We start from the raw sequence: 26,684 nt of genomic DNA, 5'->3' as shown, positions 1-26,684 counted from the left end.
CACCGACATGGCTGACACGAAGCGCAAGTCGGTGCGCGCCGCCGCCGCGCAGATCGCCCCCGACCTGGACAGCGCCGACGGCACCACCGCGCGCGTGCTGCAAACCATTCGCGACGCCGCACGGCGCGGGGTGGAACTGATCGTCTTCCCCGAGACCTTCGTTCCCTACTACCCCTACTTCTCCTTCGTCCAGCCGCCGGTGCTGCAGGGCGCGGCGCACCTGCAGCTCATGGAGCGCGCGCCCAGCGTGCCCGGGCCCATGACGCAGGCCGTGGCCGCCGCCGCCCGCGAGGCCGGCATGGTGGTGGTGCTGGGCGTCAACGAGCGCGACCACGGCAGCCTCTACAACACGCAGCTCGTCTTCGACGCCGACGGCGCGCTGCTGCTCAAGCGCCGCAAGATCACGCCCACCTACCACGAGCGCATGGTCTGGGGCCAGGGCGACGCCAGCGGGCTGACGGCCGTGGACACGCGCGTGGGCCGCGTCGGCGCCCTGGCCTGCTGGGAGCACTACAACCCGCTGGCGCGCTATGCGCTCATGGCGCAGCACGAGGAAATCCACTGCGCGCAGTTCCCGGGCTCGCTGGTCGGCCAGGTCTTCGCGGACCAGATGGGCGTGACCATCCGCCACCACGCGCTGGAGTCCGGCTGTTTCGTGGTCAACGCCACGGGCTGGCTCACGCCGGAGCAGGTCCGCGCCATCACGCCGGACGAGAAGCTGCAGGGGGCGCTTCGCGGCGGCTGCCACAGCGCCATCGTCTCGCCGGAAGGCAAGTACCTGGCCGAGCCGTTGACCGAGGGCGAGGGCCTGGTCGTGGCCGACCTGGACCTCTCGCTCATCGCCAAGCGCAAGCGAATGATGGATTCGGTGGGGCACTACGCCCGCCCCGAGCTGCTGAGCCTGGCCATACGCCGCGAGAGCGCGGCCACCACGCAGCCGCTGCGGCCCGCCGCCACGGAAGTTGCGGCCGCATCGCCGGTGGCTGCCGACACCCCCGCCGCCATGGCGGACGCCCCCCGCCTCCCGGCCTGACCCCCACCGTCCCAAGGAACCCACCATGACCGAGCCCGCCCTGGCCCCGCTTTCCGCCTCTGAAAACGCCGGCACCACGCACCGGCTGATGACCGAGCTGCAGTCGCTTGGGCTGCGCCTGGCCGACCCGGGCAGCGGCGCGCCCAGCCGCCGCGGCGGCGCCGGCCCCTCGGACCACAAGGCCGTCACCGTGGACGGGACGACGCTGATGGTCCCGGTGCACACCGCCGGCGCCTTCACCTCGCCCTTCGTGGCCGACGCGCCCGGGGCCGACGGGCGCAGCACGCTGCGCCGCGGCGGCATTCCCATCGCGAGCATCGGCTTTCCCACGCAGCCGCGCTTCTACGCCCGCAGCACGGCCGACGGCATTCCCTACAGCCACATCGCCACGCTGCACGGCGCCGACGTGCTCGCCACCACGGTGCTGCAGACCTGCATCCGCTACGAGAGCCGGCGCAAGGCCTGCCGCTTCTGCGCCATCGGCCAGTCGCTGGCGGCGGGGCGCACCATCGCCCGCAAGACGCCGCAGCAGCTCGCCGAGGTCGCCCGGGCCGCCGTGGAGCTCGATGGTGTGAAGCACATGGTGATGACCACCGGCACGCCGGCCACGCCGGACCGCGGCGCCCTGGTGCTGTGCGAGAGCGCGCAGGCCGTGAAGGCCGCGGTGGACCTGCCGCTGCAGGCGCAGTGCGAGCCGCCGGACTCGGACGCCTGGTTCCGGCGCCTGAAGGACGCGGGCGTGGACACGCTGGGCATGCACCTGGAAGTGGTCGGCGAGGCGCTGCGCCAGCGCATCCTGCCCGGCAAGGCCGAGGTGCCGCTGTCGCGCTACTGGGACGCCTTCGAGGCCGCGGTGGCGGTGTTCGGCCGCGGGCAGGTCTCGACGTACCTGCTGGCCGGGCTGGGCGATTCGGCCGAGACGCTGCTGGCCACGAGCCGGCGGCTGCTGGAGGTGGGCGTGTACCCCTTCGTGGTGCCCTTCGTGCCCATCAGCGGCACGCCGCTGGAGGACTACCCCGCCCCGCCGGCCGAGTTCATGCGCAGCGTGCTGGAGCCGCTGGGCCGCATGGTGGCCGAGGCGGGCCTGCGCGCCGGCGACATCAAGGCCGGCTGCGGGCGCTGCGCCGCGTGCTCGACGCTCTCGCGCTACGAAACGCCGCTGGCGGCCTGAGCCCGGGGAGCACACGCATGCACCTCGCCACGCACGCCGACCGGGGCGCCACGGCGCCGCTGCCCTGGTGCGAGCTGCCCTTCACCTTCGAGCCGCAGGAGTTCCGCATCCAGTGGGCCAGCGGGCCCTGGATGCAGGCGCAGGCCCTGGCGCTGCGGCGCCAGGTGTTCTGCGACGAGCAGCGCCTCTTTCAAGGCGACGACCTCGACGACATCGACCTGCGCGAGCCCAGCACGCAGTTGCTGGTGGCGCTGTCCTGCTGGGGCGGGCAGCCCGCGGAGGTCGTGGGCACGGTGCGCATCCACGAGGAGGCGCGCGGGCGCTGGTGGGGCTCGCGCCTGGCCGTGCGGCACGACTGGCGCCGCCACGGTGCGCTGGGCAGCACGCTCATCCGCCTGGCCGTGAGCAGCGCGCACGCGCTGGGCTGCACCGAATTCCTGGCCCACGTGCAGGCGCAGAACGTCCCGCTGTTCCGGCGGCTGCGCTGGCAGGTGCTGGACGAGGTGGTGCTGCATGGCCGCGCCCACGCGCGCATGCGCGCCGACCTGGCGCACTACCCGCCCTGCGACACGCCCTATGCCGGCTTCGTCCTGGCGCAGGCCGCGCGCGGAGGCCGCCATGACTGATTTACAGGCGCTCATCGCCTCGCTGCGCGCCAGCCGCGGCTTCGCGCACAAGGGCGACATCGGCGCCGTGCTGCGGCGCCTGGACCCGGCCACGGACGCGGGCGCGGCCGGCACCGCCATGCCCAATGGCGACGACTGCGCGGCACTGCCGGACGGCCACGGCGGCTGGCAACTGCTGGCCATCGAGGGGCTGGTGCAGGACTTCGTGCAGGCCTGGCCCTGGTTCGCCGGCTACAGCGCCGTGATGGTCAACCTCAGCGACGTGGCCGCCATGGGCGGCCGTCCCGTGGCGGTGGTGGACGCGTTGTGGAGCCCGGGCGAGGCGCAGGCCGCCGAGCTGCTGGCCGGCATGCGCGCGGCCTGTGAACGCTACGGCGTGCCGCTGGTGGGCGGCCACACCAACCTGCGCAGCGCCGCCGGGCAACTGGCCGTGGCGGTGCTGGGCCACGCGCGCCGGCTCATCTCCAGCTTCGCCGCCCGGCCGGGCGACCGGCTGCTGATGGCCGTGGACTTGCGCGGCCACTGGCACGACCCCTATCCCTTCTGGAACGCCTCCACCGAGGCGCCCCCCGCGCGGCTGCGCGAGGACCTGGCGCTGCTGCCCGCGCTGGCCGAGGACGGCTTGTGCGACGCGGGCAAGGACATCTCCATGGCCGGCGCGCTGGGCACGGCGCTGATGCTGCTGGAGTGCTCCGGCGTGGGGGCGCGCATCGCCCTGGACCGCCTGCCCCGCCCAAGCGGCGTGCCGGACTGGCGGGCCACTGGCGAAGCCGCCGACGCGGCGCGGCAACGCTGGCTCAGCGCCTTTCCCAGCTTCGGCTACCTGCTGAGCGTGCGGCCGGCGCAGGCCGACGCGGTGGCCCGCCGCTTCGCGGCGCGCGGCATCGCCTGCGAGGACATCGGCGCGGTCACGGCCGAGAAGCGCGTGCTGCTGAGCTTGGGCGAGACCGATGGCGGCACGCCGCAGGAAGCCGGGCTGTGGGACTTTGCTGTTGAAACCTTCATGACCGGCCGGAGGTCGGCATGAGCGCGGGGCTGCGCATCGCGCTGCTGACGCACTCGGTGCTGCCGCGCGGCGGCGTGGTGCACACGCTGGAGCTGGCCGAGGCGCTCACGGCGCGCGGGCAGGCGGTGACCGTCATCGCGCCGGCCGAGCCGGGGCAGCGGCTGTTCCGCGAGGTCGCCTGCCGCGTGGCGCTGGTGGCGCAGCCGCGGGTGACGGGCCCGCTGGTCGAGCAGGTTGGGCAACGCATCGCCGCACTGGAAGCGGGGTTGCCCGCCGTGCTGGAGGCCGGCCGTTTCGAGCTGCTGCACGCCCAGGACAGCCTCAGCGGCAACGCGCTGGCCGCGCTGGCGCAGCGCGGCCCCGGCCTGCCGCCCTGGGTACGCACCGTGCACCACCTGGACGAGTTCAGTGAGCCGACGCTCGCGGCCTGGCAGGAGCGCGCCTGGCGCGCGGCGCACGCGCTGGCCTGCGTGAGCGACACGTGGTGCGAGCGGATGCGCCATGAGCACGGCGTGGCGCCGCGGCGCATGTTCAACGGCGTGAACCTCGCGCATTTCACGCCCGCGCCGCAGGCCGGCGACGCGGCCACGCTGCAGGCGCTTGGGCTGGCGGCCGACGGCGCACCGCTGTGCCTGGCCGTGGGCGGCATCGAACAGCGCAAGAACAGCCTGCGGCTGCTGCGCGCCTTTGCCCACCTGCGCGCCACGGACGCGGCCTGGTCCGGCGCCCGCCTGGTGATGGCCGGCGGCGCCAGCCTGCTGGACCACGGCCCCGCACTGCGCGGCTGGAGCGCCGCGCTGCGCGAGCTGGGCCTGGACGAGGGCCCGCAGGCCGCCGTGTGGCGCACCGGCCCGTTGCCGGATGCGGCCTTGCCCCCGCTCATGCGCCGCGCGCGGCTGCTGGCCCTGCCCTCGCTGGTCGAGGGCTTCGGCCTCGTGGCGCTGGAGGCGCTGGCCTGCGGCACGCCGGTGCTGGTCTCCGACCGGCCGCCCTTCACCGAGCACCTGGCCGGCTGCCCGGCCGTGGCGTGGTGCGACCCGCTGGACGAGCGCTCCGTCGCCGCCGGACTGCGGCAGGCCGCGCTGCTGCCGCGCCCGCCCACGCCGCCGCGCGTGTGCCTGGAGCACGGCTGGACGCGCAGCGCCGCCCTGCACGAGGCCTGGTACCGCGAGGTGCTGCGGCCCGCCACCACTGCCGACGCGCCCGCCGACGCGCGTCCCCCTGCCCTTGCCTGTTCCTGAAAGGAAAACATGCCCGCCATGCACTACACGCTGCGCTGGCCCGATGCCAGCGAAACGGTCTGCTACTCGCCCTCGCTGGTGATCCAGGACTACTTCCAGCCCGGCCAGGCCTACGCGCTGGAGAGCTTCATGGCCCAACTGCGCGAGACCACCGCCATCGCCAACGAGCGCGTGCGGGCCAAGTTCGGCTTCGCCTGCTCGCGGGCCGACGACCAGCTCAGCCGGCTTGAAGCCCAGGCGCGCCGCTGGGCCGGACAGCCCGGCGCACGCGTCGAAGTCCTCGGCTTCGGCCCCGCGCATTGAGGCGCCGCCCGCTCCCCTTTTCCGTTTGCCCCTTTGCCCCTTCGCCACCTTCCGCCACCGTCCCACCCTGAGAACACACCATGAGCAACGCCCATAAAACCTCCGCCGCCACGCTGGCGCCGCACTACCCGGTCGTCGTCATCGGCGGCGGGCAGGCCGGCCTGTCGGCCAGCCACTACCTGAAGCAGCAGGGCATCGCGCACGTCGTCCTGGAAAAGCGCCGTGTCGGCCACTCCTGGCGCAGCGAGCGCTGGGACAGCTTCTGCCTGGTCACGCCCAACTGGCAGTGCCGGCTGCCCGACTTTCCCTACGCCGGGCCGCAACCCCAGGGTTTCATGCTGCGCGACGAGATCGTGGCCTACCTGGAAGCCTTCGCCGCCAAGGTGCAGCCGCCGCTGATCGAGGGCGTGGCCGTCACCCGCGTGAGCCGCCCGGCCGCGGGCGGCTTCGAGGTGGAAACCTCCTTGGGCACGTGCCGCGCGGACCACGTGGTGGTGGCCACCGGCGGCTACGACATCCCCATCGTCCCAGCCTGCGCGCATGCCCTGCCGGCCGACATCGTGCAGGTGCACTCCGTGGCCTACCGCAACCCGCAGCAGTTGCCGCCGGGCGGGGTGCTGGTGGTGGGCTCCGGACAGTCGGGCGTGCAGATCATGGAAGACCTGCACCTGGCCGGGCGACAGGTGCACCTGGCCGTCGGCTCCGCGCCGCGCTCGCCGCGCGTGTACCGCGGCCGCGAGGCCACCGAGTGGCTGCACGAGCTGGGCTTCTACCAGCTCACGGTGGACCGCCACCCCTTGGGCGACGAAGCGCGCCACAAGACCAACCACTACATGACGGGCCGCGACGGCGGCCACGAGATCGACCTGCGCCGCTTCGCGCTCGAAGGCGTCAAGCTCTACGGCACGCTGGACGACATCCGCGACGGCCAGGTCACGTTCAAGACTGACCTCACCCGCAACCTCGACGAGGCCGACGAGGTGTACTGCAGCATCCGCCGCGACATCGACAAGTACATCGCCAACGCCGGCCTGGAGGCGCCCGAGGAAGCCCCGTTCGAGAAGGTGTGGGCGCCGGCCGCGGACCCGGCCACGCTGGACCTGCGCGCCGCCGGCATCACGAGCATCGTGTGGGCCATTGGCTTTCGCGCCGACTACCGCTGGATAGACCTGCCGGCCTTCGACGGCCGCGGCCACCCGCGCTTCACCCGCGGCGTCTCGCCCGTGGCGGGCCTGTATTTCCTGGGCCTGCCGTGGCTGCACACCTGGGGCTCGGGGCGCTTCCTGGGCGTGGCGGACGACGCGCAGCACCTGGTGGGCGTGATCGCGCAGCGGCTGGCCGCCCCGCGCGAGGACCGAACGCAGCCGCAGCGCGCCGCCGAGCCCGCCCTGACCTGACGCGGCACGGCCATGCGCACCGACTCCACTTGGGCCGCAACAGGCGAGCGCGGCGGCACGCCGGGCCCGGCGCAATCCGCACGGGACACGGCGGAGCTGCTCGTGGGCATGCCCCAGCTCAACAGCCTGGGCCTGTCGGAAAACTGGCTGCTCAAGGAGGCGGGCCACAGGCATTGGCAGCACCTGGCCGCCGGCCTGGGCTGCCGCCCCGGCGAGCTGCGCGACGCGCAGGGCCGCCGCGTCTATGCCGCCTTCACGCAGGTGCACCTGCGCGAAGCCCGCCTGCAGGACGTGCAGGAGGACCAGCCGCTGCGCTGGCACCTGGACGGCACGCGGGTTGGGCGCTCACGCCACTACAGCCGCCACCTGCTGGTGGGCGCCGATGGCGCGCTGGCGCGGCTGGAGATGCTCTCGGCCTTCGTGGCCCGCCAACGCGAGGGCGACAACCATTCGGTGCTGCGCGTGCCCATGGCGGCCGGCGCCGGCACGCCGGACCCCGCCATCGCCGAGGAGGCGGCCGCCTGCGCGGAAGGCGCGCGTGCCGTGCGCGCGGGCGCCTGGCTTGAACGCTTTGCGCTGGATGCGCACGCGCAACCACTGGCGGCGCAGGCGCTGCGCCCTTGCCCGTCCAACGACTTCAACGGCGCCGGCCTGCTCTACTTCGCCAGCTTCCAGGCGCTGGCGGACAGGGCCCACTGGGCCTGGGGGCTGGCCGATGGACAGGCGTCCGTGCGGGAGCGGCAAATGGTTTTCCACGGCAACGTGAACGTCGGGGAGATGCTGGAGCTGCGCCTGCTGGCCAGGCGGGCCGCCGGGCGCGGCCATTGGAGCTGGACCCAGGTGTGCCGCGGCGGCGACGGCCGGGTGATCGCCGATATCGCCACGCATTGGGCCCCCTGAACCCCGGCGCGCATCTAGACCCTGTGCCGCGATCCGCGCCACCCCAGATGCAGCGCGTTCATTGACGGCAGCCCAATTGGGCATACCGGCGCTGTGCCAGGGCATTGCTGTCCATGGCCATCAAATACCCCAGGCTTTCGCATTCGGCTTTTTTGGCGGCCACCTGGCGCCAGCGGGGCGCGTCAGGATTTTTGGCAATTTGTCTGGCCGCCGGCCTGTCGTTTTTGGGAGACGGCGGCGAATACGCCAGGTTGAGGCGGGTGGCGCCGAAATTCGCATCGCATTCGCCGGGAACGGGTGCGCACAAGGCATTTCCAAACCAGGGCGCAGGGCTGGTTTTCTGCAAGTCTGAAAAGGACAGTTTCAGTACGCCGGCCTGTTCCTGCCACCCGGCACCGGTCAAATGGCGGGCCGACCTGGACACCATCACGCCTATATCGCGCTGGCCGGCACTTCCGGCCGCCAGGCGCGGCAGGGCGTCTATTTTCCAGACTTGCCCCCGTTCCATGCGCAAAAGAGATTCATCGTCGGACGGCCACAACAATTCCAGGCGCCCGCTGCGCTCGCCGGTGGCAAATACATAGAGAAAGCCAGGCTCGCTGGCCTTGATCGTGAGTTGGTTCTTGTTTTTCTGATTGTCACCCCCCTGCGTCACGACCACGCGGATATTCGGGTCACGCGCGTTCACGAGGCCGTCCAGCGCTTTTTGAGGATTGGGCGGACTGGCAAACCGCGCAGGCATCGTCAAGGGCTGCGTCTCGGTTTCCTGGGCCAAAGGCAGGGGCAGCGCAGCCTTTTCAGGCGGGGCCACGGCGGGTGCGGCAGAAGCACTGGGCGGATAAGCCGGCGGTAGCGAGGCCGCAGGGTCCACATAAGCGGGCATTCCAGGCCCTTTGCCCGCCGCATACTTTGCCGGCCCAGGCTCGAAATTCCACAACATCAAGCCGCCCAGGCCCGCGCACAGCGCTGCCGAGCCGCCGACCCATGGCAGGGCGCGCTGCCGCCCCAGCCAATGGGTGATTTTCCGAAAATCATGCTTGAAAAAGCGCAGCATGCCCGCGCCCTGGCGTGCGCGCTTGGCGGCTTCTTGCTTGAGGGTTTCCTGGGCATCCAGGTGGTGCAGCAACTGCAAGGCGGCCGAAATATTCTTGGGCCGCTGCTCAGGCCAGACGGCCAGGCAGCGGTCTATGAATTTCAAAAAGGCGGCCGAATAGCGATGGCGCCCGACGCGGGCGGCGCAGACCAGGGCATCGTTATTGACACGCGCCACGGACGCAATGGGCACCCGGCCCGATATTGCAAAATACAGCAGGGCCCCCAGGGCATATAAATCGGTCCAAGGGCCTTGCTTCAAATCGGGCGAATCGCTGTATTGCTCGAAAGGCGCATAGCCTGGCTTGAGCAGGCCGGCCAGGGCCTGTGTCGCATCGCCGATGTCGTGCTTGGCCGAACCGAAATCCAGCAGCACTGGCCGGTCGCCCGGCAACAGCAGGATATTGTCCGGCGCAATATCCCTGTGCAGCCAGCCCTGCTGGTGCACGATATCCAGACCCTCCATCACGCGCGTCATCACGGCCCGCAGCCACGGTTCGGAAGGCGGGGCCACCATGCCCTCCAGGCGCTGCTTGAGGGTTTGGCCTTCGTAAAAGGGCATCACCATGTAGGCCGTGCCCATATCTTCCCAAAACCGGTAGACCTCCACCAGGGAAGGATGCTTGAAATGGGCCATGCTGCAGGCTTCGCGGACGAAACTGCGCAAGCCCAGCTCAAAAGTCGCACGGTGCTGCTCGGAGATCGGCACGACGCAATGGTCCGGCAAGCGCTGCGCCAGGGATTGGGGCATGAATTCCTTGACGGCGACCTGGCGCTTCAATTGGGTATCAAAGGCCAGATACACGACACCAAAGCCGCCCTTGCCCAGGACCCGCTCAACCCTGAATTCCGCCAACATATGGCCCGCCGGCAGCACCCCGACCGGCCCGCCCTCGTTCAGGCCAGAAACATTTTTATTCTCTTCAGCAGGAGACATTTTCTCTCCCATTCAACGGCACACTCCAGCGCTCGACACGATCAAGCAAAAGTTCCTGTTTCATCCTCACAAATTGAACGCGATATAACATAAAATAATCGTGATTTATGCAATTGAATGTCAGCGATACATGGTTTTGCAATATTGCTGATTCAGAAATATGGCATCAAAATTTTCTGCACGGCCTATGGCCTGCACAGGCTACCCCATATGGTGCCGCATCACCCGTATTTGAACCGCAATAGTGCCAGTTTCTAAACAATAACCCCGGCGGCCCTCATTTCCACGCTGGAAAATGAGTTTTTCAGACCGCTGCGGCCTTTCAGGCCTTTTCTGATCCTAGCCATGCCCATGACCCGAATCACCCGGCGCCAGATTGCGCTGACGCTGGCCGGCGTGCCGCTGCTGTCTGCCCTGCCCCGGACCACCACGGCCGGCGCGGACGCCGGCCCCGATGCGCTGACGCGCGCCTTGCCCGCCCTGGAGCAACGCCTGGGCGGCCGGCTGGGCGTGTACGTGCTCGATACGCAAAGCGGTCGCCAATGGACGTGGCGGGCCGATGAACGCTTTCCGATGTGCAGCACCTTCAAGGTGCTGGCCTGCGGCGCCGTGCTGGCGCGCGTGGATGCGGGTGAGGAGGCGCTTGGGCGCCGCATCCGTTTCAAGGCCGAAGACCTGGTCACCTACTCGCCGGTGACGGAGTTGCACGCGTCGGGGGACGGCATGCCGTTGGGTGCGCTGTGCGAAGCCGCCATGACGCGCAGCGACAACACGGCCGCCAACCTCATCCTGCGCAGCCTGGGCGGGCCCGCCGCGGTGACGGCGTTTGCGCGCACCTTGGGCGACCCGGCCACGCGCTTGGACCGCTGGGAGACGGCGCTCAACGAGGCCCGGCCGGGCGACCCGCGCGACACCACCACCCCGGCCGCCATAGGCCGCAACCTGCGCGCCCTGCTCCTGGGCCCGCACCTGGCGCCGGCCTCGCGCGAGCAGCTCGCGCGCTGGCTGCAGGCCAACCGCACGGGCGATGCGCGGCTGCGCGCCGGGCTGCCGGCGGCCTGGCGCGTCGGCGACAAGACCGGCAGCGGCGACTTCGGCACCAGCAACGACGTGGCCGTGATCTGGCCGCCGGGCCGGGCGCCCGTCATTGCCAGCGTCTACGTCACGGAGTGCGGCGCCGCGTTCGAGGACCGCAACGCCGCCATCGCCGACGTCGCGCGCGCCCTGCCCGCGGCGCTGGAGGCGGCCTGAGCGTCAGTCCTGGCGCAGGCCGATGCGCCTGGCCACGGCGCCCCAGGTCTTGCTGTCCGCCGCCAGCCGCTGCGCGGTCTGCTCGGGGCTGGCGGCCACCACCTCCTGGTCCGTCAGGCGCAGCCGCTCCACCACGGCGCTGTTGCTCAAGCCCTGGGCCAGGGCGTCGTGCATGGCGTTGACGATGGGCTGCGGCGTGCCGCGCGGCGCGAACAGCACGAGCGAGAAGGTGGCGTCGAAGCCGGGATAGCCGGACTCGGCCACCGTGGGAACCTCCGGCAGCAGCGGCGAGCGCTTGGCGCCCGAGACGGCCAGGGCCACCAGGCGCCCGGAGCGCACGTGCGGCAGCACCGTGGGTGCGGCCAGGAAGCCGCAGTCCACCACGCCGCCGATGATGTCCTGCATGGCCGGCGCCGGTCCCTTGTAGGGCACGTGCGACATGGTGATGCCCGCCACCGAGCTGAACAGCTCGGTGGCCAGGTGCCCCGGCGAGCCCGCGCCGCCGGAGCCGTAGCTCATGGGCTTGTCCTTGGCGCGGCGCACCAGCTCGGTCACGGTCTTCACGCCCAGGCCGGGATGGCACACCAGGGTCTGGCCGAAGCTGCTGGCGCGCATCACCGGCTGCAAGTCCTCCGGCCTGAAGCTCAGGCGCTGGTAGACGTGCGGGTTCACCGTGACGAGCGTGTCGGTGCTCCACAGCCAGGTGTAGCCGTCCGGTGCGGCACGCGCGGCTTCCGAAGCGCCCAAGTTGCCGGCCGCGCCGGGCTTGTTGTCTATGACCAGCGTCTGCTTGAGCAGCGGCTGCATCTTCTCGGCGGCCGAGCGCAGCACGATGTCGCTTGGGCCGCCCGGCGGCAGCGGCACGATGACGCGTATCGGCTTCGCGGGCCAGGCCGCCTGCGCTTGGGCGGCCAGCGGCAGCGCCGCGGCCAGCGCCAGCAGGACGGGCAGGGTGCGCCGGGGGGACAGTGCCATTGGGCGGGCTTGGGCTTGCATCGTCGTCTCCTGGTGTGTGTCGAGGCTGGGGAGCTCAGAAGCTGTGGCGCAGGCCCACACCCAGGGTGCGGGCCGAACCATCGGGGGGCAGGGCGCTGTTGGCGCCTAAAGCGCCCAGGAGGGCGGCGTTGGCGCGGCCGTTGTAGCCGCCGCTGCGGTCTTGCACGCGCGCATGGCGCAGGTAGAGCTCGGTGCGCCTGGACAGGGCGTAGCTCGCGCCCACGTTGAGGTGGTTCGTCCGGCCCTCGGCCTTCACGGCGCCCGTGGCATAGGCATGACCGTTGTCGCGCACCTGGGCCACTTGGGCCACGAGGCTGAGCGCGCCGGCCACCGGCACGCGCACGCCCAAAGCGAAGCCCTGCGTGCGCGCCGTGGCCGCGGAGGGCAGCTCGTTGCGGTGCAACCAGTAGTTGCCGCCCACCTGCACGCTGCCCGCGCGCCAGATTGCGCCCAGGTTGAAGGCCTGTTGCTCGGCCTCGCCGGCCGCCAGCGCCTGGCCGCCCCGGTGGAAGGCCGCGCTGGCGTCCAGATTGCCGGACTGCCAGCGCAGCAGCGCACCCAGGCTGCGCCGGGCGGTGCCGGTCGCGGGGATCCAGCCCGTCGTTGGTCCGGGTGCGACGGCGGCGTTTTCACCCGCGGCCACCGACACCGCGCCGGAGAAGCCGGCCAGCTTGGGCGTCCACCAGCTCACCTGGTTGTCCTGCCGGCTTTGCTCGCCGTTGGAGAGGTACATCGCAAACACCGGGGAGAAGGCGGAGAAGGCGTCGATGTCGCTGCCCTGCATCGAGTAATGAATGGGTGCGTACTGGCGGCCCAGGCGGATTTCCCCAGCTGTGGCCGAGGCCAGGCCGACCCAGGCCTGGCGGCCGAACAGCCGCCCGCCCTGCAACGCCGCGCCGGTGTCGGGAGCGAAGCCGTTTTCGATCACGAAGTGGGCGCTGAGGCCGCCGCCCAAGTCCTCGCCGCCGCGCAGCCCCCAGCGCGAGGCCGCGCTGCCGCCGCTGGAGACGCGGTTCACAGTGGGCTGGCCGGCGATCCGCGCCGATTCGACATACGCATCGACGAGGCCGAAAAGGCTCACGCCGGTCTGCGCCGACGCGGCGCCGGCACCGGCAGCCAGCACCGCGGCGGTGAAGGCGGACTTGTTCATGAAGGGGTCTCCCAGAGTGGGTTGCAGGCGGCCAGGGCCCGGCGGACGGGCCCGCGCGGGCGCCGCCGGATGACAGGCAAGGGCAGGGCGGTGGCGCGTGGGTGGCAGGCGGGCGCCCGCTCACCACTGGCCGAAGAACACGCCGGCCTGCTTGTGGCGGTTGGTGCGGGATTCGACGAAGGCGTCGCTCACGGTGGTGCGGTGCTTGCGGCGGGCCAGGAAGTCCAGCAGTTGTCCCCGCAGCGTCTCGCGCACGCCGGCATGGCTGGCGCTGCGCCCAAGGTCGTGGAACTCCTGCGGATCGGCCTGCAGGTCGTAGAGCTGCTCCGGCGCGTGCAGCCAGTACACGTAGCGCCAGCGTTCGGTACGCAGGGAGAAGGCGCGCGCCTCCTGCGGGCCGACCCCCACGAGCCGCCGCGCCTGCTTGAAGCTGTAGTCCAGCTCGGAATAGACGAAGTCGCGCCACTCCGGCGGCTCCTCGCCGCGCAGCAGCGGGCACAGGCTGCGGCCCTCGATGCGGTGCGTGGGCAGCGCCAGGCCCAGCGCGTCCAGGCAGGTGGGCACCACGTCCACCGCCTCGACGAAGCGCTGCTCGACGCGGCCGCGCGTGGCGTCGGCCTCGCGGCGCGGATCGACCACGATGAACGGGACCTTCTGCACCGTGTCGTGGAACAGCTCCTTCTCGCCCAGCCAGTGGTCGCCCAGGTAGTCGCCGTGGTCGGCGGTGAAGACGATGAGCGTGTCCTGCATCAGGCCGCGCGCCTCCATGTGCTCGAACAGGCGGCCCAAGTGCGCGTCGAGCTGCGCAATGAGGCCCTGGTAGGCCGGGCGCACCGTGCGTATGCAGTCCTCGCGCTGGAAGCTCAGGCTTTCCTCGCTCTGGCGGTAGGCGGCCACCACCGGGTGCTCGTCCTCGCGCTCGGCGGCGCTGCGCTGCACGGGCAGGCATTGGTCGGCCGTGTACATCGCGTGGTAGGGCGCGGGCGCCATGTAGGGCCAGTGCGGCTTCACGTAGCTCAGGTGCAGCACCCAGGGCTGCTGGCCCATGCGGTCCATGAAGCCCATGGCCTGGTCGGTCATGAAGGCGGTTTCGGAGTGCTCCTCGCGCACCCGCGCGGGCAGGTGCACGTTGCGCATGTGCCAGCCGCTGACCACGCGCCCCTGCGCATCCACGCCGGAGATGACGTAGTCGCTCCACGGGTCGGCGCTGTCGTAGCCCTGCGCGCGCAGGAAGGCGGGATAGCCGCTCTCGTTGCCGGGCGGGTGGTGGCCGTCGTAGCGGTCGATCTCCGTGAAGCCGCCGCGCTCCAGGAAGGTGCCCAGCGCCGACTGCCCGTCCAGCGCCAGGCGGGCCAGCCCCTCCTGGTCGGCCATGACGTGGGTCTTGCCGGCCAGGGCCAGCGTCCGCCCGGCGCCCTTGAGGTACTCGCCCAGGGTCACTTCGCCCACGGGCAGCGGCACGCGGTTCCAGGTCGCGCCGTGGCTGATGGGGTAGCGGCCCGTGTAGTAGCTCATGCGGCTGGGTCCGCACACGCCGCTGTTGACGAAGGCGTTGGCAAAGCGCACGCCGCGGCGGGCGAGGGCGTCCAGGTTGGGCGTGCGCAGGTAGGGATGGCCGCTGCAGCCGAGATGGTCCCAGCGGAGCTGGTCGGCCATGATGAAGAGGATGTTGCGAGCGCTTGACATGCCTCAACTCTAGGAACGCGACAATCGATTGTTGAAATCAACCGATGTAGGCAATGACCCTGAGCCGCCAGGCCGAGCGCCTCGATGAAGTGCTGAACTACCGCCTGACGCGGCTCATCGCGCTCAGCGGTGCGCCGGTGATCAGGCTGTGCGAGGGGCGCTACGGCATATCGCGGCGCGAGTGGCGGCTGCTGGCCCATCTGGCGGCCCAGGGGCCGCTGTCGCCGTCCGACCTGGCCGAGCAGATCGCGCTGGATCGGGCCCGCACCTCGCGCGCCATAGGCAGCCTCGCGGTCAAAGGATTCATTCAGCGCGTGGCGCTGCCCGGCGACAGGCGCCGCGCGCTGGTGGCCCTGAACGACAAGGGGCAGGCCCTGCACGCCGAGCTATTCCCGCAGGTGGCCGAACTCAACCGCCGGCTGCTGCAGGCGCTGGACGACGGGCTGCTCCAAAGCCTGGATGCCATGCTGCAGCGCCTCACCGAGCAGGCGGGCCAGCTCAACCACAGCTTTGCCACCGAGGTGCGCGCCGACAGGCACCGCGGCGGCGGCGGACGGCGCGGTTAGGCGGCCGGCGCGCCGGCTCGCAACCGCGTCCGCTCTAGAAGCTTCAAAGCGCTGCGAGCGCTGTGCCTGGCCGCTGTACCGTACAGCACCCTCCGGTGCGCAGCGGGTGCTGTACCGTACAGCACCGTCCACGGCGCAAGGGGTGCTGTACCGTACAGCACCGTCCACGGCGCAAGGGGTGCTGTACCGTACAGCGCCCATCTCGCTGTTCGGCCAGCCAACGCTTGTTCAGGCCGACTCTGACCGGCACCAGGTACCGCCGGCCGTCCTAAGTGCTTGTCGGCCTTGACTTCACCGTTCGGCTACCACGACAAAAGCAAAATGCTGGCACTTTCTTTTATAGAAGATTATGGATGCTTATCTGCCTTAAACCTAGTTTCCAGGAACAGTCGGATCTCTTGTGCCAGCCACGCCCGCAGCACGGCGATCTTCGGGTCGTTGCCCGCGCCGACGCGGTAAACCAGGTCGTAGCCACGCTCGGCTTGCAGCCGGACGTCGGGAAAGGGCGCCACGAGCCGGCCTGCGGCAAGGTCGTCTGACACCAGCGAGCTGCGCCCAAGGGCCACGCCCTCGCCGCGGATCGCCGCCTCCACGGCCATGCTGCCGTGGCTGTAGGCCGGGCCTTGCCGCGCACGGTGGCTGCGCTCGACGCCCGCGCGCGCCAACCACTGCGCCCAATCGGCCAGCATGCGGTCCTCGTGCAGCAGCGTGCAACCCAGCAGGTCCGCCGGCGCGGCCAGGCCACCGGTCAACGCGCGGTAGGCCGGGCTGCAAACCGGCGTCCTGCTGACGGCCGTGACCAACCCCAAGGGCTTGCTGTTCTTCAGCGCGCTGCTGCCGCAGTTCATCGACCCGCAGCGCAGCCTCGTCGTGCAGTTCGCCGTGATGGCGGCCACCTACACGGCCACGGAGTTCGCCACCGAGTACGCCTTGGCCAGCGCGGCGTACCGCATCCGCCCATGGCTTGCGCGCATGGGGCGGCGCTTCAACCGCACCTGCGGTGGCGTGTTTATCGCCATCGGCGCGGCGTTGCCGCTGCGCGGTTGACGCTCGGGTCACCATGAGGCTGCTGGACGTCGGGCACGTCCAGTTTCCAAAGGCATGACCTGCTGTCGATTTATACCCGGGTGTTATTGACAGCAGATTTTTACCCGGGCAAAATCCATGGCATGGAGCAAACCATGGATCAGACCTACACCGCCTTTGTCGAGGGACGCCACGTGGCCACCGGGCCTTTGCACGAAGTGGCCGTGGCGGTGCTGCGTGTTCAGCAAGCGCAGCCCACTGTGAACCCGCTCGTGTTCAGCGATGCGAGCGGCCGCGCGGCCGACCTGGACCTGCGCGGCGGCGAGCACGCCGTGGCGGCGCGCTACGCCGTGGCCGAGCCGGCGCAGGTTCCCAAGGGCCGTGGCCGTCCGAAGCTGGGCGTGGTCGCGCGCGAAGTGACGCTGCTGCCGGAGCACTGGGAGTGGCTGGCTGCGCAACCGGGCGGCGCTTCCGTGGCCCTGCGCAAGCTCGTCCACGAAGCACGCCGCAGCGGTGCCGACCGGGACCGCGCCCGGCAGGCGCGGGATCGCGTGTATCACGCGATGTCGGCGCTCGCGGGCGACCTGGCCGGTTTCGAGGAGGCCTCGCGCGCGCTGTACGCGGGCGACACCGAGCGGCTGCGGGCGCAGATGGCCCCCTGGCCCGCCGACGTGCAGGCCTACGTGCTGCGCTTGGCCGAGCCCGCAGCGGGCTGAGCCGCCGTTTCCCTTTTTCTTGAGCCAGTGGGCCGCTTGACGGTCCAGGCACCGCGCTGGGCGTGCGCCGGGACCAGCAGGCATGTCCCGGCCTGTCCTGCCACCTCGCAGGCCGTCATCACCATCGAAAGGAATTCAGATGAACGATTCCATCTCCCCGGCGTCGCGCTCGGCGCGGCGCGCGGCGGCACGGCAGGCGCGCGACGCCTTTCCACCCATGGGCGTGTATGCCATCCGCGACCGGGAAAGCGGGCAGGTGCTGTTGGGCGCCAGCCGCAACGTGCACGCAGCGCTCAACCGTGCCCGCTTCGAGTTGCGCATGCGCTCGCATCCCAATCGCACGCTGCAGGCCGGGTGGGACCGCAGCGGCGCCGAGCGCTTTGTGTTCGAGGTGCTCGAACTGGTGAAGGAACGCGACGACCCGGACTTCGACTACGCCAGCGAACTGCAAGCGCTCAAGGACTTTCATCGCCTGGCGCTGGCCGAGGCGGCGGGAGCAGAACATGCATGACCCCTCGCCGCAGGCCTGCTTGGAGAAGCGACTGGAGCGGCGTCTGGAGCAGGCCGCCCTGGGCAGGCGGCCCGCCCAAGGTCAGTCGCTGCCCGCAGCAGCGGCCAGCGCCTTGTAGTCCGTCTTGCCGCTTTCAGTGAGCGGCAGCGCCTGCAGCCACTTGAAGCGGCCGGGCAGCATGTAGGCCGGCAGGGTGCGGGCCAGTTGCTCCCGCAACGTCGATGCATCCAGAGGCTGCGGCCCGGTCCAGCAGCAGACCAGCCCGGTGGCGGCGCCCGCAGGCGCGGGCTCGGCAACGACGGCTGCCTGCGTGACCCCTTGCAGCGACAACACTGCCAACTCCACCTCCTGCAGCTCGATACGGTAGCCCTTGATCTTGACTTGCCTGTCGGCGCGGCCGAGGTAGCACAGGCCCCAGCGCGGATCATCGCGCACGAGGTCACCGCTGCGGTACCAGCGCTGCCCGCCGATCGTTGTGAAGGCACGCAGGTCCTGCGCGGGCTGATTCCAGTACGCCGAGCAAACCTGGCTGCCGGCCAGCATCAGTTCGCCTGCGGCGCCCGGCGATGGTGCGTGACCTTGCTCCTCACACAGCAGCACCTGCTGGTCTTTGAACGGCTGGCCTATGGGCACCACCTCCGGCAAGGGCTGGGACAGGTCGATGGGGAAATGGGTGAAAGCCACCGTCGCTTCAGTGGGGCCGAACAGGTTGACCAGCTGTGCGTGCGGCGCCGCCTGCTGCAGCCCGCGAGCCACGCTCAAAGGCAAGGCCTCACCACCCAGAAAAACCAGGCGCAGCGTGGGCAAGCTGCCGGGCTTGAGCAGCCCCTTGGCTTGTGCCATGGCCACGGATGAAGGCACCGCCAGCAGCGAGGTGACGCCAAGCTCAGCTGCGTAGCGCGGCCACATGAGCGCCGCGCGTGTGGGCACGACGCACAAGGTCGCCCCGACCCACCAGGCGCCCACCCATTCATGCACCGAGGCATCGAAAGACAGCTCAGCCAGTTGCGCGACCCGGTCATGCGAATGCAGCGGGTAGCACTGTCCCAGGTTTTCCAAATAAGCCGACAAGTTCCGGTGCGTGACCGGCACGCCCTTGGGCTCGCCGGTACTGCCCGACGTGAAAATCACATAGGCCAGCGCCTCGCCGTCCAGCGCCGCGCAGGGTGCAGGCCATGAAGGCCCGGATGCCGCCCAAAGGCTGCGGCTGGCCAAGCCATCAGTGCGCCCGGCCAGCACGGCCACGACACCGGCGAGCTGCAGCATGCGCTGCGCGCGCTCCGGCGGCACCTTGGTGCCGATGGGCACGTAGGCCGCCCCGGCCCTCCAGAGGCCCAACATGTGCACGAAGTCTTCTGCACCGCGCTCGCCCACCACCGCAACGCGGTCGTTGGGGCGCACGCCGCGCACGCGCAGCGCGTCGGCCACGCCACCGGCTCGCGTCCACAGCTCATCAAAGGTCAGATGCCTGCCGTCGGCCACCAGCGCCACCCGCCCCGGCTGCGCCCGCGCCACCGACTCCAGCCGCGCCAGCAACGGGCTCACCGCCGGCTCCGAGCCATGCGAATGGCGCGGACCAAATCGCCCACGCTGCGAATGGCATCGATCTCGGCGAAGCGGAATTCAATGCCCCAACGCGCCTCGCAGGCCAGCAGGATCTCCACGTTCGCCATCGAGTCCCAGCGCTCATGGTCCCCGGTGACCATCTGCGGCTCAAGCGTCAACGCGGGTGCCATCAATACCTCGCGAAAAATCTCCTCGACGCCGGCCTCCACGCCATCTTCGTTGTGTCCGCAGCTTTGCATTCCAGCGCTGCTCATCGCTTGAAAGCTCCGGGGACAAAATGGTCGTAGGCAGCGGCCACAATGCGATCCCACTCGTCAAAGCAGGTGTGGGGCATGTTGTTTGACAGGTATCCCACCACGCGGCACGGCGAAACCACGCTCACGCTGCCCCCAGGGTGCTGGGCGTCCGCCCGGACCACGAACAAGAATCGCCGCGCGCCCAGCGCGCGCATGGCGTCCTCCACGGCTTGCATGTCGGCCGTGGCCAAAGGACCATCGTCCTTGCGCACGAAAATCTTGTGGCCTGCCTGGGCTTCTTCCAGAAACTTGCGCGCCAGAAAAGTCTGGCGCTTGACCAGCTTGGCCAGGAAAGCATCGGGCGAAATGTCGCCGCGCCGCACGCCGGTGTGCGATGCCGTGCCGTATCGCGACTCGTTGAGAAAATATTCCACGTCGGCATTGCCGCCCAACGAATAGTGTTCTGGCGCATCGAAACCCTGCAGGCGGTCGGCCAGGAGTCTCACCAGTTCAGGCAGCTTGACGCTGGTCCACCTGAATAACGACAGCGGCTCTGCACCGCGTTTGCGCTGCACAAAACCGAATTCGCAATTATTTCCCAGCGCAACAAACTGCTCGTAGATATAGCGGAAGTTATAAGCCTCGGGCAAACCGACGTTGCCCAGCCCAAGCAAATCTTGTTTGTCGAGTTGCGCCAGCTCTGCGGGGTCGTGCAAGGACAACAGCTTGGCACGGACCTCTTCCAATATCGAGTTGTATGACGCGCCTTGCACACGGCGTTGAGCACGTATGTCTGCCAGCGCTGCAAGCGTCGGCGCAGGTCCCTGCAGCGTAATCATCAGGTTCAGCCAAACGCTCAACAGCCCCGCCTCATGCGGCAGCTGCGCCAGCGTGCGGGAGACAAGATCGAAGGCTCCTCGCGCGTCTCCCGCACCCGCCATACAACGGGGCCGGCTGCACAGTGCCGCCAAGTGGCCGGGGTTGATGGCCAGCACGCGCTCCCATATCACCAGCGCTTGCGTGTAACGGCCCAGGCTCTGATGGCAGTGCGCCTCGATTTCAAGCACTTCGAGGTCGCTGCGAAGCAAATCCGGCAGCCTCAGGATACGGTCCAGCGCCTCCTGAGGCTTCCACGCATCCCGCAGCGCTCGCAACTCGTCTACAGGGGCCTGCAGTTGTGCCAGGAAGTCAAAGTTGAAGTCGAAATTCATAGTCCGAATAGACCTATGTTGAGGCAGCAAAGGCTACAAAAACATTCCCGCGATAGCCTTTCAGGCAGCCTTCAAACTGCGAAATTCATTGAACAAAACACAATTTGTGCACAACGCCTATGGATACCTGGTTTCTGTGGAACTATCGAATGACACACCACGTCTAGGATCCGAGGGTAGGCGGCCAAGGCATAGAAACCAGCACAATCTGTGCTTTTCAATGAAAATAAATCAATTGGCCGGTGGGCTGGCCGCTCCTGAAGAATGGAAGAAACCTGCCAGCTGCAAATTGCGCTGTGAGATATCCAAGATGCGGGCGGTGGTTTCGCTGCGATGGTGGGAGAGATAGGAAAAATAGTAGGGAACCAGCGGCAGCTCGGGTTTGGGCCTGAGCACTTTGACCGCATTGGCGAGGACATACGGTCTTGCAATAGAGGCCGGCAGCACCGCGATGGCATGTCCCGATACGACCAGCGAAACCATGAGCGAGAGCGAGTTGCACGCGCTGTAGTCCTCGAAGGCGTAGCCTTCTGAGGCGAGCCATCGCGACGCCGAGGCGTGCAGCGTCGAGGGTGGCGCATTGGACACGATGCGATGGCTCAGCGCATGGGCCGGCAGGAAAGCATCGCCAGCGGGCACCATGAGGTCCACGGGCGCCACCCACTGGTGCTCGGTGAGGCCCAGGAACTGGCTTGTCACGTCCGGTTGGCTGCTTTGCCCGGTGTGCAGGGCCACATCGAGCTCGTGGTGGTTGATTTTTTCCAGCAACTGGGCCCCGCCGCCAACCGTGAGGTCGACTCGCAGCGCGGGGTAGCAATCTTTGAGGTCCTTGAGTATCTGCGGCATGCCCACCGTGGCGCAGGACTCGTCCACGCCGATGCGGATCAGGCCGGTGATGGTGCGCCGCAAGTCCAGCCGCGCCATCTCCTGTGCGGAGGACATGACGCGCTCCGCATAGACCAGCACGTTGCGGCCCAGCTCCGTGACCACCAGCCGCTGGTGCTGCCGCTCGAACAACTGGATGCCCAGCTCCTCTTCCAGATCACGGATGCGATGGGACACCGCCGGCTGCGTCAAATGAAGGTGCCGCGCCGCCGCGTGCACCGTGCCAAGACGGGCGGTCCACACGAAAGCCGCCAGTTGGTGCAGGGTGAAGCGCATTGATTAGAAATCCGAATCAACGATGCACAGAATTTATCAATATCTGTAAAGAGGCCGCCTTCATACCATTTCTTCCATCCAACAAGGGCGACGTACCAAATGAGTGGAATTGAACTGGGCACCCTGCCGGCGCGATGCGACCTGGCACTCCTCGCGACCCTTTGCGAGGCCGAGCCCGCGACCATCGGCCATTTCCATGACCTCGGCTTCCTGCACCGGCGCATTCGCGCGGTGGCCGGCACCAGGCGAACCGCGGGCGTGGCCGTCACCGTTCGTTGTGAAGGCAACGATGGTTCCATCCTTCACCACGCGCTCGGGCAGTTGCGGCCCGGCGACTTCCTGGTGGTCGATCGTGCGGGCGACGAGGCCGTGGCCTGCCTGGGCGGTGCAAGCGCCCTGGCCGCGCAACTGCGCGGTGCGGCCGGTGTCGTGGTGGACGGCTGCGTCACCGACATCGACGAGCTGCGCCAGATTGGCTTGCCGGTCTGGGCTTGCGGGCTGAGTGCGCGCACCACCCGAAGCGGCGGCGCGGCGGGCAGCTTCTGCCGGCCGGTGCAGTGCGGCGGCGTGCAGGTGAGCGCGGGCGACCTGGTCCTGGCGGACGAAAACGGCATCCTGGTCATGTCGCCGCACGAGGCCCGCGGCCTGGCCGAGCGGGCCATCGAGATGCAGCGGGCCGAGCAGTTGACCCTGGGCCGGCTGCGCGCGGGCGAAAGCTACCCGGCCATCTTGGGCACCGCGCTGCGCGGCGAGGAGGTGCAGGCATGAGCCCGAGCAATACGCAGACCCTGCCCATGGCGTTCCCGCCGATTGCCGAGCTGGCGCGCGCCCTGCGGTCAGGGGAAACCACGTCCGTGGCCCTGACGCGCGAGTGCCTGAACCGCATCGAAGCGCACGACGGCCACTTGCACAGCTTCATCGAGGTCTACGCGGCAGAGGCGCGCGCCGCCGCCGCGCAGGCCGACCAGGACATTGCCGCAGGCCGCTGGCGCGGCCCGCTGCACGGAATTCCCGTGGCGCTCAAGGACCTGATCGACGTGCAAGGCCGGCCCACCACGGCCGGATCGCCGCTGCTGCACGCCAACGTGGCCCATGAAGATGCCGAGATCGTCCAGCGCATCCGTGCGGCAGGCGGCATCGTCATCGGCAAGACGCACATGGTGCAGTTTGCGCTGGGGGCCTGGGGCACCAACGCGCACATGGGCACGCCGCGCAATCCGGCCGGCAGCGCCGACGACACCCTGGTGCCCGGCGGCTCCAGCAGCGGCTCGGCCGTGGCGGTGGCGGCCCATCTCGTGCCCTGGGCGGTCGGGTCGGACACCGGCGGCTCCGTGCGCGTGCCCGCGGCCTTTTGCGCGATCGTGGGCTTCAAGCCGACCATCGACGCGTTGCCGCGCAAGGGCGTGTACCCACTGAGCGACACGCTGGACAGCCTCGGGGTGCTGGTGTCTTCGGTAGACGATGCGCGGCAGTGTGCGATGGCGCTGCACCTGGACGTCGCCGCAGGCGAGCCGGCCGGCATGCGCATCGGCTACCTGCAAGACGACGAGCTGGCGCCGCTGGAGCCCGCCGTGGCGCAATGCCTTGCACACAACCTGAAGGCTCTGGAGGGCGCGGGCTTCACGCTGGTGCCTTTCAAGTTCCCCGCGGCGCTGGCGGCCTTCAAGGCGGTGACCAACGCCATCATGATCGCGGAAGGTGCCGCCGTGAACGACCGCTTCCTGGACGACCCCGCGTTGCCGATCGATCCGTCGGTGCGGCCGCGCTTCATCGATGCCAGGTCAACCACGGTCGTCGAGTACCTGAAAGCCCGGGACACCGCGGTCCGCTGGCAGCAGCAGTTTGCCCAGGAGATGGCGCGGCTGGAGCTGAGCGCCATCGCGATGCCGGTGACCGCCGGCCCCGCGCCGCGGATCGAGGAGGTGGACCACAACCTGGCGCCGGTGCACTTCACGCGACCGGTCAACCTGCTCGCCCTGTGCGGCATCTCGGTGCCGGCAGGGCAGGACGGGCGTGGCCGCCCCATCGGCCTGCAACTGGTCGGCCGGGCCGGCCACGACTTCGCGCTGCTGGACGTCGCAGCGCAGGTCGAGGCGGCGCTGTGCGCCAGCCTCGACAACACGCCAATTTGCGCTTGATGCAAACAGGAGCAACGACCATGCTGAAGAAAGCGCTCATCGTGCTGCTGGCCTGCGGCGCGCAGCTCACGCTGGCCCAGGACTATCCCGGCAAGCCCGTGAAGCTCATCGTGCCGTTTCCGCCGGGCGGCAGTGTGGACATGGTGGCCAGGCTGGTGGGCAAGAGCCTGCAGGACTCGCTCAAGCAGCCCTTCCTGGTGGAAAACAAGCCCGGCGCCTCGGGCAACATCGGTGCAGCCTTCGTTGCCAACGCGGCACCCGACGGCTACACGCTGCTCGTGGGCAGCGCCGGGGTCTTCGCAGCCAACCAGTACCTGTATGCCAACCCGCCCTTCGACCCGCAAAAGGCTTTCGCGCCCATCATGCGCATCGTGGACCAGCCCAACATCCTGGTGGTGAGCCCGCAGTCGCCGGCGCACAGCGTCAAGGAGCTGGTGGCGATGGCCAAGGCGCAGCCGGGCAAGGTCAGCTTCGGCAGCGCCAGCGTGGGTTCGGCCCAGCACTTCTCGACCGAGATCTTCATGCAGCAGGCCGGCGTGGAAATGCTGCACGTGCCGTACAAGGGCGGTGCTCCCGCGCTCAACGACCTCATGGGCGGACAGATCGACATGTTGTTCGACACGTCGCCCACCGCGCTGCCCTACGTCAAGAGCGGCAAGCTGCGCGCGCTCGCCATCACCAGCAGCCAGCGCTCGCCGCTCCTGCCGGACGTGCCCACCATGAAGGAAGCCGGCTTTCCCGCCTTCGAGGTGGTGACGTGGACGGGCATCGCGGCGCCGGCCGGGACACCCAGGCCCGTCATCGACAAGATCAGTGCGGCCATCCGCACGGCACTGCAGGGCAACCTGAGCCGCCAGCTTGCCGAGACCTCGCTGATTCCCGTGGGCGACTCGCCCGAGGCCTTCCGCGAGTTCATCCGCAAGGACGCCCAGGGCTACGAAGCGCTGGTCAAGTCGGCGCACATCACGCCGCAGTAAGCGGCAATCCCCTTCCTCCCTGTGTCGCCCCTCCAAGGGGGCGCGATCACGCCTGCCTGATTGGATGCACATGAAGACCGTACTGCTCTCCCTGTTCTCGGCTGCCTCACTCCTGGCGTGCAGCGCAGCGCATGCCGGCGACTATCCGGACCGGTTCGTCCGCATCGTGGTGCCGTATCCGGCCGGCGGCGCTTCCGATGCCGTTGCGCGCATGGTGGGCCAGCGGCTCGGCCAGCGCCTGAAGCAGCCGGTCGTGGTGGAGAACAAGCCCGGAGCCACCGAGCAGATCGGGGCCAGCTACGTCGCCAAGTCGGCACCCGACGGCTACACGCTGCTGCTGGCCTCGACCGCGGGACTGTCCGTCAATCCCACGCTCTACAAGGGCCGGCTGCCCTATGACCCGGAGAAGGACTTTGCGCCCATCGCCATGGTCGTGACGCTGCCCAGCGTGGTCATGGTCAACCCCAGCCTGCCGGTGAGATCCTTCAACGAGCTGCGGGCCTACATCAAGGCGTCGCCGCAGCCGATGAGCTACGCGTCCAGCGGCGCGGGCAATCCCAGCCATCTGGGCATGGAGCTTTTCAAGCGGGTGGCGGGCGTGGAGCTCACGCACGTTCCCTACAAGGGCGGCGCGCCGGCGCTTCAGGACGTGATGTCCGGCCAGGTCCCGGTGATGATGGCGATCGGCCCCGAGTCCATGCCCATGGCAAAGGCCGGCAAGCTGCGGGCGCTGGCGATCACCACGTCCAAGCCGTCACCGGCCTATCCAGGGTTGCCCACCGTGTCGGAGAGCAGCGGCTTTGCCGGCTTCGAGCTGCTGCACTGGTTCGGCCTGCTGGCGCCGGCGCACACGCCGGACGCAGTGGTTGCCATGCTCAACAAGAACGTCAACGAGATCCTGAACGAACCGGAGATGAAGGCCAAGCTGGTGGAGATGGGCCTGGAGATCGAGGGCGGAGCGCCTCAGAAGCTCGCCGACACAATGAAGCGCGACCGCCTGAAATGGGAAAAAGTCATCGCGGACGCCAACATCCGGCTCGACTGATGAACCGCACGCACGATTCGCAAGCTCGTATGGAAACGCACATGGTATTCGGTGGAACGGGCATCCTGATGTCCTCGATGCAGGTCCTCGCGCAAGAGGAGGACGACTTCAACCTGTGGTTCGACACGGAGCACCTGGCCGAGCGCGTGGCGATCCCGGGCTTCCTGGAGGCACGGCGCTACGAGTCGCTCAGCACGCCGGTGCGGTACCTGCAGATCTACAACGCGGTGGATTTCGAGGCCCTGGACAGCGCGCCCTACCGTGCAGCACTGGCCCATCAGACGCCGTGGTCCCTCCATCACATCACCCGCTTCATCGCGCCGACCCGGGTGGTCGGGCGCCTGGTGCACAGCCGTGGCCAGACGCGGGGCGCCGGCGTGGCGCTGGTTCGGCTGCGGCCCAAGGAAGGCGCCCGCATGATGCCCAGCCTGGAGCCCTATCTGCGGATGCTCGACGTGCCTGGCGTGGTCTGCGCTCATTTCGTCGAAGGAGATCCGGAGCTGTCCAAGCCGGTGACGGTCACGGGCGCTCATCCCGGCAGCGGTGACGACTACATCATCTTCGAATGTGCTGGCGCCGACGTGGCCCAGCGGGTCGCCAGCCAAATGGACCAGCCCAGCAGCAGCTATGGCGAGCTGGTGGAGGTCGCGGCGTACCGCTTGCGCACAGACCTGACCGCCTACGCTCTTGCTCGAACAAGGCAGGACCAGGCCTGTCCCCATCGAGGGTAGGACGCGCCATG

The 26,684-nt window shown here is 69.2% G+C and carries 26 protein-coding genes and 1 pseudogene; 18 read left to right on the top strand and 9 right to left on the bottom strand.

Annotated elements, in window-relative coordinates:
- Window positions 1-7 precede the first annotated feature (7 nt).
- The 8 genes from ALA01S_RS04265 to ALA01S_RS04230 all read left to right on the top strand — a co-directional run bounded on the left by ALA01S_RS04265 (window position 8) and on the right by ALA01S_RS04230 (window position 7,677).
- Complete coding sequence (locus ALA01S_RS04265; protein WP_066332457.1) at window positions 8-1,033, top strand: Nit6803 family nitrilase; 1,026 nt, start codon at window positions 8-10, stop codon at window positions 1,031-1,033.
- 88 nt (window positions 1,034-1,121) lie between these two features.
- Complete coding sequence (locus tag ALA01S_RS04260; RefSeq protein ID WP_066332496.1) at window positions 1,122-2,204, top strand: MSMEG_0568 family radical SAM protein; 1,083 nt, start codon at window positions 1,122-1,124, stop codon at window positions 2,202-2,204.
- A 17-nt stretch (window positions 2,205-2,221) separates the two neighbouring features.
- Entirely contained in the window at window positions 2,222-2,830 is a 609-nt protein-coding gene (locus ALA01S_RS04255; protein ID WP_066332454.1) for an MSMEG_0567/Sll0786 family nitrogen starvation N-acetyltransferase, read from the top strand.
- Window positions 2,823-3,857 (top strand): sll0787 family AIR synthase-like protein, encoded by a 1,035-nt coding sequence (locus tag ALA01S_RS04250; protein WP_066332495.1) that lies wholly within the window; start codon window positions 2,823-2,825, stop codon window positions 3,855-3,857. Before ALA01S_RS04255 ends, ALA01S_RS04250 begins: the two co-directional genes overlap by 8 nt.
- On the top strand, window positions 3,854-5,077 hold the full coding sequence (locus ALA01S_RS04245; protein ID WP_066332451.1) for an MSMEG_0565 family glycosyltransferase: 1,224 nt from the start codon (window positions 3,854-3,856) through the stop codon (window positions 5,075-5,077). Before ALA01S_RS04250 ends, ALA01S_RS04245 begins: the two co-directional genes overlap by 4 nt.
- 9 nt (window positions 5,078-5,086) lie before the next feature.
- Window positions 5,087-5,380, top strand: coding sequence for an MSMEG_0570 family nitrogen starvation response protein (locus ALA01S_RS04240; protein WP_066332449.1), 294 nt, complete (start codon window positions 5,087-5,089; stop codon window positions 5,378-5,380).
- Between the two features lie 80 nt (window positions 5,381-5,460).
- Window positions 5,461-6,777 carry an MSMEG_0569 family flavin-dependent oxidoreductase gene (locus tag ALA01S_RS04235; RefSeq protein ID WP_066332447.1) on the top strand — a complete coding sequence of 439 codons (1,317 nt, stop codon included), beginning with the start codon at window positions 5,461-5,463 and terminating at the stop codon, window positions 6,775-6,777.
- Window positions 6,778-6,789: 12 nt separating this feature from the next.
- Complete coding sequence (locus ALA01S_RS04230; RefSeq protein WP_066332445.1) at window positions 6,790-7,677, top strand: Pnap_2097 family protein; 888 nt, start codon at window positions 6,790-6,792, stop codon at window positions 7,675-7,677.
- Window positions 7,678-7,735: 58 nt separating this feature from the next.
- Here ALA01S_RS04230 and ALA01S_RS04225 read toward each other — a convergent pair whose 3' ends face one another.
- Window positions 7,736-9,706 (bottom strand): serine/threonine protein kinase, encoded by a 1,971-nt coding sequence (locus ALA01S_RS04225; protein WP_169805846.1) that lies wholly within the window; start codon window positions 9,704-9,706, stop codon window positions 7,736-7,738.
- Between the two features lie 351 nt (window positions 9,707-10,057).
- Between ALA01S_RS04225 and bla the strand changes: the two genes are divergently transcribed.
- Window positions 10,058-10,957, top strand: coding sequence for a class A beta-lactamase (bla, locus tag ALA01S_RS04220; protein ID WP_084267211.1), 900 nt, complete (start codon window positions 10,058-10,060; stop codon window positions 10,955-10,957).
- A 3-nt stretch (window positions 10,958-10,960) separates the two neighbouring features.
- Here the strand turns inward: bla and ALA01S_RS04215 are convergent, their stop codons facing one another.
- From ALA01S_RS04215 to ALA01S_RS04205, 3 genes are all read right to left on the bottom strand, one after another.
- The gene (locus ALA01S_RS04215) at window positions 10,961-11,953 is read right to left on the bottom strand and encodes a tripartite tricarboxylate transporter substrate binding protein (RefSeq protein WP_084267202.1); all 993 of its coding nucleotides are present in this window, start codon (window positions 11,951-11,953) and stop codon (window positions 10,961-10,963) included.
- Between the two features lie 34 nt (window positions 11,954-11,987).
- The gene (locus ALA01S_RS04210) at window positions 11,988-13,103 is read right to left on the bottom strand and encodes a porin (RefSeq protein WP_066332435.1); all 1,116 of its coding nucleotides are present in this window, start codon (window positions 13,101-13,103) and stop codon (window positions 11,988-11,990) included.
- A gap of 120 nt (window positions 13,104-13,223) precedes the next feature.
- Window positions 13,224-14,789 (bottom strand): sulfatase-like hydrolase/transferase, encoded by a 1,566-nt coding sequence (locus ALA01S_RS04205; protein WP_066332434.1) that lies wholly within the window; start codon window positions 14,787-14,789, stop codon window positions 13,224-13,226.
- A 53-nt stretch (window positions 14,790-14,842) separates the two neighbouring features.
- Between ALA01S_RS04205 and ALA01S_RS04200 the strand changes: the two genes are divergently transcribed.
- The gene (locus ALA01S_RS04200) at window positions 14,843-15,355 is read left to right on the top strand and encodes a MarR family winged helix-turn-helix transcriptional regulator (protein WP_066332433.1); all 513 of its coding nucleotides are present in this window, start codon (window positions 14,843-14,845) and stop codon (window positions 15,353-15,355) included.
- Window positions 15,356-15,702: 347 nt separating this feature from the next.
- On the opposite strand, the gene ALA01S_RS04195 is transcribed toward ALA01S_RS04200, so the two are convergent.
- Entirely contained in the window at window positions 15,703-16,203 is a 501-nt protein-coding gene (locus ALA01S_RS04195) for a LysR substrate-binding domain-containing protein (RefSeq protein WP_084267201.1), read from the bottom strand.
- On the opposite strand from ALA01S_RS04195, the pseudogene ALA01S_RS04190 reads away from it, so the two are divergent.
- The 3 genes and pseudogenes from ALA01S_RS04190 to ALA01S_RS04180 all read left to right on the top strand — a co-directional run.
- Window positions 16,139-16,402, top strand: a pseudogene (locus ALA01S_RS04190) (LysE family translocator); the annotation flags it as partial. The gene ALA01S_RS04195 and the pseudogene ALA01S_RS04190 overlap by 65 nt on opposite strands.
- Window positions 16,403-16,536: 134 nt before the next feature.
- Window positions 16,537-17,097 (top strand): DUF2239 family protein, encoded by a 561-nt coding sequence (locus tag ALA01S_RS04185; RefSeq protein ID WP_157118753.1) that lies wholly within the window; start codon window positions 16,537-16,539, stop codon window positions 17,095-17,097.
- A gap of 139 nt (window positions 17,098-17,236) precedes the next feature.
- Window positions 17,237-17,608, top strand: coding sequence for a GIY-YIG nuclease family protein (locus ALA01S_RS04180; protein ID WP_066332426.1), 372 nt, complete (start codon window positions 17,237-17,239; stop codon window positions 17,606-17,608).
- Between the two features lie 81 nt (window positions 17,609-17,689).
- Here the strand turns inward: ALA01S_RS04180 and ALA01S_RS04175 are convergent, their stop codons facing one another.
- The 4 genes from ALA01S_RS04175 to ALA01S_RS04160 form a co-directional block, all read right to left on the bottom strand.
- Complete coding sequence (locus ALA01S_RS04175) at window positions 17,690-19,153, bottom strand: amino acid adenylation domain-containing protein (protein WP_066332419.1); 1,464 nt, start codon at window positions 19,151-19,153, stop codon at window positions 17,690-17,692.
- Window positions 19,150-19,428, bottom strand: a complete 279-nt coding sequence (locus ALA01S_RS04170; protein ID WP_157118752.1) for an acyl carrier protein — start codon at window positions 19,426-19,428, stop codon at window positions 19,150-19,152. The genes ALA01S_RS04175 and ALA01S_RS04170 overlap by 4 nt, the downstream gene beginning before the upstream one ends.
- On the bottom strand, window positions 19,425-20,621 hold the full coding sequence (locus ALA01S_RS04165) for a tetratricopeptide repeat protein (protein ID WP_066332416.1): 1,197 nt from the start codon (window positions 20,619-20,621) through the stop codon (window positions 19,425-19,427). The genes ALA01S_RS04170 and ALA01S_RS04165 overlap by 4 nt, the downstream gene beginning before the upstream one ends.
- 231 nt (window positions 20,622-20,852) lie before the next feature.
- Complete coding sequence (locus ALA01S_RS04160) at window positions 20,853-21,782, bottom strand: LysR family transcriptional regulator (RefSeq protein WP_084267198.1); 930 nt, start codon at window positions 21,780-21,782, stop codon at window positions 20,853-20,855.
- 99 nt (window positions 21,783-21,881) lie between these two features.
- Between ALA01S_RS04160 and ALA01S_RS04155 the strand changes: the two genes are divergently transcribed.
- The 5 genes from ALA01S_RS04155 (at window position 21,882) to ALA01S_RS04135 (ending at window position 26,673) form a co-directional block, all read left to right on the top strand.
- Window positions 21,882-22,550, top strand: coding sequence for an RraA family protein (locus tag ALA01S_RS04155; RefSeq protein ID WP_066332415.1), 669 nt, complete (start codon window positions 21,882-21,884; stop codon window positions 22,548-22,550).
- Complete coding sequence (locus ALA01S_RS04150) at window positions 22,547-23,920, top strand: amidase (RefSeq protein WP_066332409.1); 1,374 nt, start codon at window positions 22,547-22,549, stop codon at window positions 23,918-23,920. The genes ALA01S_RS04155 and ALA01S_RS04150 overlap by 4 nt, the downstream gene beginning before the upstream one ends.
- A 20-nt stretch (window positions 23,921-23,940) precedes the next feature.
- Window positions 23,941-24,897, top strand: a complete 957-nt coding sequence (locus tag ALA01S_RS04145) for a Bug family tripartite tricarboxylate transporter substrate binding protein (RefSeq protein ID WP_066332406.1) — start codon at window positions 23,941-23,943, stop codon at window positions 24,895-24,897.
- A gap of 70 nt (window positions 24,898-24,967) precedes the next feature.
- Window positions 24,968-25,942 carry a Bug family tripartite tricarboxylate transporter substrate binding protein gene (locus tag ALA01S_RS04140; RefSeq protein ID WP_066332404.1) on the top strand — a complete coding sequence of 325 codons (975 nt, stop codon included), beginning with the start codon at window positions 24,968-24,970 and terminating at the stop codon, window positions 25,940-25,942.
- 41 nt (window positions 25,943-25,983) lie between these two features.
- A complete protein-coding gene (locus tag ALA01S_RS04135) occupies window positions 25,984-26,673 on the top strand; it encodes a DUF4286 family protein (RefSeq protein ID WP_066332492.1) in 690 nt (229 codons plus the stop codon).
- Window positions 26,674-26,684: the final 11 nt, after the last annotated feature.

Origin of the sequence: Azohydromonas lata NBRC 102462, from assembly GCF_001571085.1 — a bacterium.
GTDB lineage: Bacteria > Pseudomonadota > Gammaproteobacteria > Burkholderiales > Burkholderiaceae_C > Azohydromonas > Azohydromonas lata.
Note: the sequence above shows the minus strand (reverse complement) of the source record. Positions and strands in the feature narration are given on the sequence as shown.